Origin of the sequence: Streptomyces sp. NPDC048462 (genome assembly GCF_043200175.1) — a bacterium.
Lineage (GTDB): Bacteria > Actinomycetota > Actinomycetes > Streptomycetales > Streptomycetaceae > Streptomyces.
The window spans coordinates 520,981-528,033 of sequence record NZ_JBICXG010000004.1; the positions used below are offsets into that span (position 1 = coordinate 520,981).

8 protein-coding genes are annotated in these 7,053 nt (G+C 70.7%); 2 read left to right on the forward strand and 6 right to left on the reverse strand.

Annotation, left to right across the window (positions count from 1 at the left end; translation table 11 throughout):
• Positions 1-3: 3 nt before the first annotated feature.
• Positions 4-873 (reverse strand): aldo/keto reductase, encoded by an 870-nt coding sequence (locus tag ACGFU6_RS10810; RefSeq protein WP_393609718.1) that lies wholly within the window; start codon positions 871-873, stop codon positions 4-6.
• 76 nt (positions 874-949) lie between these two features.
• Here ACGFU6_RS10810 and ACGFU6_RS10815 point away from each other — a divergent pair, with 76 nt between their 5' ends.
• Together ACGFU6_RS10815 and ACGFU6_RS10820 are read left to right on the forward strand one after the other, a co-directional pair.
• Entirely contained in the window at positions 950-1,534 is a 585-nt protein-coding gene (locus ACGFU6_RS10815; RefSeq protein WP_393609720.1) for a TIGR03086 family metal-binding protein, read from the forward strand.
• 68 nt (positions 1,535-1,602) lie between these two features.
• Entirely contained in the window at positions 1,603-2,235 is a 633-nt protein-coding gene (locus tag ACGFU6_RS10820) for a DsbA family protein (protein ID WP_393609722.1), read from the forward strand.
• Between the two features lie 27 nt (positions 2,236-2,262).
• Here the strand turns inward: ACGFU6_RS10820 and ACGFU6_RS10825 are convergent, their stop codons facing one another.
• The 5 genes from ACGFU6_RS10825 to ACGFU6_RS10845 all read right to left on the reverse strand — a co-directional run.
• Complete coding sequence (locus ACGFU6_RS10825; RefSeq protein WP_393609724.1) at positions 2,263-3,021, reverse strand: sirohydrochlorin chelatase; 759 nt, start codon at positions 3,019-3,021, stop codon at positions 2,263-2,265.
• Between the two features lie 8 nt (positions 3,022-3,029).
• Complete coding sequence (locus ACGFU6_RS10830; RefSeq protein ID WP_393609726.1) at positions 3,030-3,950, reverse strand: ABC transporter permease; 921 nt, start codon at positions 3,948-3,950, stop codon at positions 3,030-3,032.
• A complete protein-coding gene (locus tag ACGFU6_RS10835) occupies positions 3,937-4,728 on the reverse strand; it encodes an ABC transporter ATP-binding protein (protein ID WP_393609727.1) in 792 nt (263 codons plus the stop codon). Before ACGFU6_RS10835 ends, ACGFU6_RS10830 begins: the two co-directional genes overlap by 14 nt.
• A gap of 39 nt (positions 4,729-4,767) precedes the next feature.
• Positions 4,768-5,883 carry an aliphatic sulfonate ABC transporter substrate-binding protein gene (locus tag ACGFU6_RS10840; protein WP_393609729.1) on the reverse strand — a complete coding sequence of 372 codons (1,116 nt, stop codon included), beginning with the start codon at positions 5,881-5,883 and terminating at the stop codon, positions 4,768-4,770.
• Between the two features lie 243 nt (positions 5,884-6,126).
• Positions 6,127-7,053, reverse strand: a 927-nt coding sequence (locus ACGFU6_RS10845; RefSeq protein ID WP_393609730.1) for a hypothetical protein, incomplete at its 5' end; no start/stop codon positions are given.

A 7,053-nucleotide genomic window follows, 5' to 3' on the forward strand; every position in this document is an offset into this window, starting at 1 on the left:
CCTTCATGCGGATGCGAGGGCCTCCAGGAGGCTCATGTCGTCGGTCGACAGCAGGATCTCCCCGGCCCGGACGTTCTCCGCGAGGTGGGCGGGCGAACCGGTGCCCGGAGTCGGGCAGAGCACGGGGGAGCGGTGCAGCAGCCAGGCGAGGGCGATCTGCCCGCGGGTGGCACCGTGGCGTTCCGAGATCCCGGCGAGCGCCTCGGCGCCTTCGCCGGTCAGCGCGCCGTTCGCCAGCGGGAACCAGGGGAGGAAGGCCAGGCCGTGGGCCTCGCACACCTTCAGTACCGCGTCCGACGAACGGTCCAGCAGATTGAACCGGTTCTGCACCGAGGCGATCCCGGTCAGGGAGAGCGCCTGCTCCAGCTGGTCGGCGGTAAGGGTGTCCAGACCGATGTACCGGATCTTACCCTCCTGCCGCAGCTCATCCAGAGCGCCCAGCTGCTCGGCCATCGGCACCTGCGGATCCAGCCGGTGCAGCTGGTAGAGGTCGATCCGGTCGGTCCGCAGCCGGCTCAGACTGGCCTCGCACATCGCCCGCAACTGCTCGGGGCGCCCCGCGATGTGCCAGGCGCTGTCACTGGTCCGCACGACACCGCCCTTGGTCGCGATCACCAGATCGTCGCGGTACGGGTGCAGCGCCCCGGCGACCAGTTCCTCCGCCACCCCGGGCCCGTAGTTGTCGGCGGTGTCGATCAGGGTCACGCCCCGTTCGACCGCCTCCCTGAGCACGGCCAGCGAATCCTCCCGCTCGCCGCGGGGGCCCCAGTACCCCGGCCCGGTCAGCTGGGCGGTGCCGTAGCCGAGGCGGCGCACGGGCAGCTCGCCGCCAAGGAGAAAGGTGCCATCGGGGGAGCGCAATGCGGAAGTCATGGGGCAAACAGTAGTACGACGCCCGGTGTCGCCTTTCTTCAATACCCGGGTCCGGACCCGGCCTAGCGTGGTGTTCATGAAGACCGAGCACGCCCATATGACCGAATGCGCCGCCGAGGCGGCCCGAGTGGCCCGCACCGTGCGCGCCGGACAACTCGACAACTCCGCCACTCCCTGCGAAGGCTGGGACGTGCGCGGACTCATCAACCACTGGGTGCTCTACACCTCGCACGGAATGGAGCACCGCGCCCTGCGCACGGAGATCCCCGAGGAGCTCACCGCTGGTGACTTCACGGCGGAGGCCGACTGGGCCGAGCGGTACGCGGCTCAGCTGGAGCGCGCCGTCGCCGCCTGGTCGGACCCGGCCGTCTGGGAGGGCACCATCGGGGAGGGAGACGCGGCGTCCCCGGCCGCCGACACCGCCGAACTGCTCATCATGGAGACGGCGCTGCACGGCTGGGACGTCGCACGGGCCACCGGCCAGGAGTTCCGGCTGTCCGACCAGGCGGCCGGCTACGTACTCGAGGCCGTGCAGAAGTCCGCCGAGCTCTACCGGCGGTACGACGGCTTCGCCGCCGAGGTCACCGCCGGGAGCCAGGTGTCCGGCTTCGAGCTGGCCATCGCCCTGAGCGGGCGCGATCCGCAGTGGACCGCCGCCTGAAAGTGGCCCAGTGCAATGGCCTGCGAATGGCCTGTGGAGATGTGCCACCGACTGCCTAGGCTCATACCATGACCACTCACCGCAGCCCGGACCCGGGCAGGCCCGTCGTCGACTTCTACTTCGACCCGGCCTGCCCGTTCGCCTGGATCACCTCGCGCTGGATGCTGGAGGTGGAGCGGCAGCGCGACATCGAGCTCCGCTTCCACGTGATGAGCCTCTACCTGCACAACACCGGCAACGAACTCCCCGACTGGTACCGCACCCTGGTCGACAAGTCGATCGGGCCGGTGCGGGTCGCCGTAGCGGCGGCCGGACAGCACGGCGACGCCGTCCTGCGCGAGCTGTACACGGCCTTCGGCACCCGGATCCACCAGCAGAAGAACGAGGACTTCGACGAGGTCGTCGCCCAGTCCCTCGAAGATCTGGGCCTGCCCGCCGAACTGGCCGCCGCCGCGCACACCGACACCCATGACGCGGCGCTGCGCCGCAGCCACGACGCCGGCAAGGACCCGGCGGCGGACGCGTACGTGGGCACGCCCACCATCCATGTCGACGGGAACGTCTGGTTCGGCCCGGTGCTGCGGGCGGTGCCGCACGGTGCGGCCGCGGTACGGCTGTTCGACAGCTTCCGGGTGCTTGCGGGCGAGGCCGACTTCTTCGAGCTCAAGCGCACCCGCACGGGCGGCCTCGACGTCGGCTGACACGGGAACGAGGACGGGGGCAAGCGCCTACGCGCCGAGCGACGCCATCGCGGCGTCCGCCACCCGGGCCTCGTCGTACCGGTCGAGCAGCAGCCGCGCCAGCTCCGGCGAAGGGCCGAGCACCCCGGCCACGACGTCCGCCCCGGCCTCCGCCGCCCCCGCCGCGATGCGGTCGGGGAGGCGGCCGGGTGCGATGACGTACGGGGCGACCGCGACGCGTCGCACGCCGTCGGCCCGCAGGGCCCGCACCGCGTCCTCGGTGCGGGGGAGGGATGCGGAGGCGAACGCAGGCCGCACGGAACACCAACCGGTGTGCCGCAGCTCCCGCGCGATTTCAGCGATCACTGCGCTCGCCTCCGGGTCTGTGGAGCCCGCCGATGCCAGGACGAGCCCGGTCGAGCCTCGGTCGCCGGGGCGGACCCCGGCCTCGTGCAGCCGCCGTTCCAGGGCGGTGTTCAGCAGCGGCGAGGGGCCGAGTACCCCGGCCTGGCGCACCCGCAGCCGGGGCAGCCTGCCGCGCGCCTCACGCAGCACCGCCGGGATGTCGGACTTGGCGTGGAACGCCCGGGTGAGCAGCAGCGGAAGCGCCACCACCTCGTCCGCCCCCCGCGCGGCCAGCCGCTCCAGGACCTGCGGCACGGACGGCGCGTTGAACTCGAGGAACCCGGTCTCCACCCGCAGCCCCGGCCGCAGCGCCCGTACCCGCGCGGTGAGCGCGTGCACGGTCGCGGCGTGCCGGGGATCGCGGCTGCCGTGGGCGATGACGAGGAGGACCGGAGAAGTCATGCCGCCCCTCAGCTCTTGACGAGGAGACCGCGGCTGCGCAGCACCCACCGCTCCAGCGGACTGAAGATGAGCAGGTCGATGGCGATGCCGACGATCAGAATAAGGAAGATGGCGAGGAAGACCATCGACATGCTGCTGGTCTCACGGCCCTGCTCCAGCAACTGGCCCAGGCCCACGCCCAGATCGGGCGATGAGGCGATGATCTCGGCGGCCATCAGCGAGCGCCAGGAGAAGGCCCAGCCCTGCTTCAGACCGGCCAGATAGCCGGGCAGCGAGGCCGGGAGCACGATGTGCCAGGTGCCCCGGAGCCCGGTGGCGCCCAGCGTCTTGCCGGCCCGCAGGTGCAGCGGCGGAATCTGGTCGACGCCGGCGACGAGCCCGTTGGCGATCGACGGGACGGCGCCCAGCAGGATCACCGCGTACATCATCCTGTCGTCCAGGCCCAGCCAGATGACCGCCGGCGGCACCCAGGCCACCGACGGCAGCGACTGCAGACCCGAGAGCACCGGACCGATCGCCGCGCGCACCATCTTCACCCGTGACACCAGCAGCCCGAGCGGGGTGCCGATGACGAGCGCGAGGAGGAAGCCGAGCAGGCCGCGCGAGACGCTGGTCCAGATGTAGCCGAGCAGGGTGCCCTGGGCCCAGGCGTCGGACACCTCGCCCCAGACCTGGGAGGGCGAGGGCAGCTTGTAGTCGTCGGTGACCTTCGCCCAGATCAGGATCTGCCAGATGATGAGCACCAGCGCGACGGCCACCACCGGAGGCAGCACCTTCTGCGTCAGTACCTGGCGCACCGGGGTCCGGCTGACCCGTACCGCGTCGAGAGCGTCGAGCCCCGCTTCGAGGCCGGCCATGTCCTGGGCGGCGTCCTTCGGGGCGCCCGCCCCGGCGGCGCCGCTCTTGGCGGTGGTCTCAGTGCTGGCCATGTCGGCGGATCTCCCCACGCAGTTGTTCGGTGATCTCGACGGAGAGCTCCGCCACGGCGGTGTCCTCGATGCGGCGCGGCTGCTCGATGTCGACCGTCCACTCCCGGGCGATCCGGCCCGGCCGGGAGGAGAGCAGCACGACCCGCTCGGCGAGCCGGACCGCCTCACGCACGTTGTGCGTGACGAAGAGGACCGAGACGTTGGTCTCCCGCCAGATCCGGGTCAGCTCGTCGTGCAGCACGTCCCGGGTGATGGCGTCGAGTGCGGCGAACGGCTCGTCCATCAGCAGGAGTTGGCTGTCCTGGGCGAGCGCGCGGGCCATCGCCACCCGCTGCCGCATGCCGCCCGACAGCTCGTGCACCCGCTTGCCGTACGCCCCGCCCAGGCGCACCAGCTCCAGCAGCCGTTCCGCCTCGGCGCGGCGGTCCGACTTCGGTACGCCCCGCAGCCGCAGCGCCAGTTCGATGTTCTTGCCCGCGGTCAGCCACGGGAAGAGGGCGTGCTCCTGGAACATCAGGGCCGGCCGCCCGCCGGGGGTCTCGATGGACCCCGCGGTCGGGCGGTCGAGCCCCGCCACCAGATTGAGCAGCGTCGACTTGCCGCACCCGGAGGCTCCCAGAAGGGTGACGAACTCGCCGGGAGCGACATCGAGCGTGATGTCGTCCAGGACGAGCTGCTGCCCCTGCGGTCCACCGAAGGACTTCGAGACGTGGTCTATACGGGCTGCGTGCCCGACCGCCGTACGGTCCTCGGCCGTGGTGAGCGTGGTCGTGGCCATGGTCGTCACCTCCTGGGAGATCCTGGAACGGTCGGGTGCTTACTTGACGCCGAGACCGGCGTCGGCGACCTCGGGCTTGCCCGCGGCCTTGAGGATCTTGTTCAGCGGCTTCAGGTCGTAGATGCCCGTCAGGTCCGTCTCGTCCAGCAGACCGGCCTTCACCGCGTGCTTGGCCTCGGTGTCGAGCGTGGCGGCCAGCGGGTCGTCGGTGAACTGGATGGACTTCCACGCCGGGTCGATGACGTCCGCCGGCAGTTCCTTGCCGGACAGCGTCTTGAGCGCGGCGTTGGCGGACGCCTTCGCCTTGTCCGGGTTGGCGTTGATCCACTTGTTGGTGTTGACCGAGCCGTGCAGCACCGCCTCGACGACATCCGGGTGCTGGTCGAGGAACTTCTGCGACACGATGATGTTCGTGATCACGAACTTGTTGCCGGGCCACAGCGTCGACTCGTCCAGGAGCACCTTCGCGCCCTGCTCGACGAGCTTGGAGGCGGTCGGCTCGGGTACCCACGCGCCGTCGATGGAACCGGACCTGTAGGCGTCCGGGGTCACCTTGTTGTCGGTGCGGACCACGGAGACGTCGCCCTTGCCGCTCCGGGCGTCGACCTTCCAGCCCTTCTCGGAGATCCAGTTGAGGAAGGCCACGTCCTGGGTGTTGCCGAGCTGCGGAGTGGCGATCTTCTTGCCCTTGAGGTCGTCCAGGGTCTTGATCTTCTTCGGATTGACGACCAGCTTCACCCCGCCGGATGCCGAACCGCCGATGATGCGCAGGCTCTTGCCCTTGGACTTCGTGAAGCCGTTGATCGAGGGGGAGGGGCCGATGAAGCCGATGTCGATCGAGCCGGCGTTGAGCGCCTCTATCTCGGACGGGCCCGCGTTGAACGTCGAGGCCTTGACCTCCGTGCCGCCCAACTCCTTGGCGATGATGCCTTCCTGGACGCCGACCAGGGCGGTGGCGTGCGTGAGGTTCGGGAAGTAGCCGATCTTCACGGTGTCCGAGGAGAGCTTCTTTCCGCCGGCGGAGACGTTCGCCTTCTTGGCGTCGTCGTCCTTCGCCTCGGAACCGTAGCCGCAGGCGGTGAGCGCCACGGCGAGCAGTGGCAGGGCGGCGGCAGCGGCGAGGCTGCGGCGCAGCGTGGTACGTGGGGCAGACACGGGAGGATTTCCTCTCGGAGGCCCGGTGCTCACGCCCCCGGCAACTCGGGGGGCGCGGCCGGGCAGTCGGCAGGTCTTCGTCTGAACTGGCCTTGCGGGCAGCGCGATTGGCGCTTTGGGGCGCGCAGGCAGTGCGCGTACGTCATCGCGCACATCGCCCAACCCCGCCCTGGCCACTCCCCAAGGCTCCGCTGCCGACGCGGCCGCCCTCCTTCGCGAAGGTCGAGAAGATGTCCCTGCTCATCAGAAGTCCCACTCGGCGTCGTCGTCCGCCGGGGCGGCCGCCACCCGCGCAGCGGCGGCGGCGAAGGAGGCGCCCGCCATGCCGGCCGACAGGGTGGTGCCGTCCGCCGGGTCGATCAGCAGGAAGGAACCGGTGCGGCGGGAGTCGGCGTACGCGTCGAGCGCGAGCGGCTCGGCGGTGCGGACGATGACCCGGCCGATGTCGTTGGCGGCGAGCTGCCCGGGGGCGGGGTGTTGGGAGAGGTCGTCGAGGGTGAGGCGTGAGGGGATGTCCTTGACGATCGCCTTGACTGTGCGGGTGGTGTGCTTGATCAGTACCCGCTGTCCCACGGTGAGCGGCCGGTCCGCGACATGGCAGACGGTCGCCTCGACGTCCTGGGTGACGGCGGGGGCGTCGTCGGAGGGTGCGATCAGGTCACCGCGTGAGACGTCGACGTCGTCCGTGAGCCGGACGGTTACCGACTGGGGGGCCCAGGCGATGTCCACGCTGTCGCCGAGCAGGTCGATCGCGGCGATCGTCGAGGTACGGCCGGAGGGCAGTACGGTGACGGGCTCGCCGACCCGGAACGCCCCGGCGGCGATCTGACCGGCGTAGCCCCGGTAGTCGCGGTGCTGCGGGGTCTGCGGCCGGATTACGTACTGGACGGGGAAGCGGGCGTGGCAGCCGGTGAGGTCGTGGCTGACCGGGACCGTCTCCAGGTGCTCCAGGACGGTCGGGCCGCCGTACCAGTCCATGTTGGAGGACGGCTCCACGACGTTGTCGCCGGCCAGTGCGGAGATCGGGATCGCGGTGATCTCCGGGACGCCGAGGGATGCGGCGTAGGCGGTGAACTCCTTCGCGATGGCGGCGAACACCGGCTCCGCGTAGTCGACCAGGTCCATCTTGTTCACGGCGAGCACCACGTGCGGGACGCGCAGCAGGGCGGC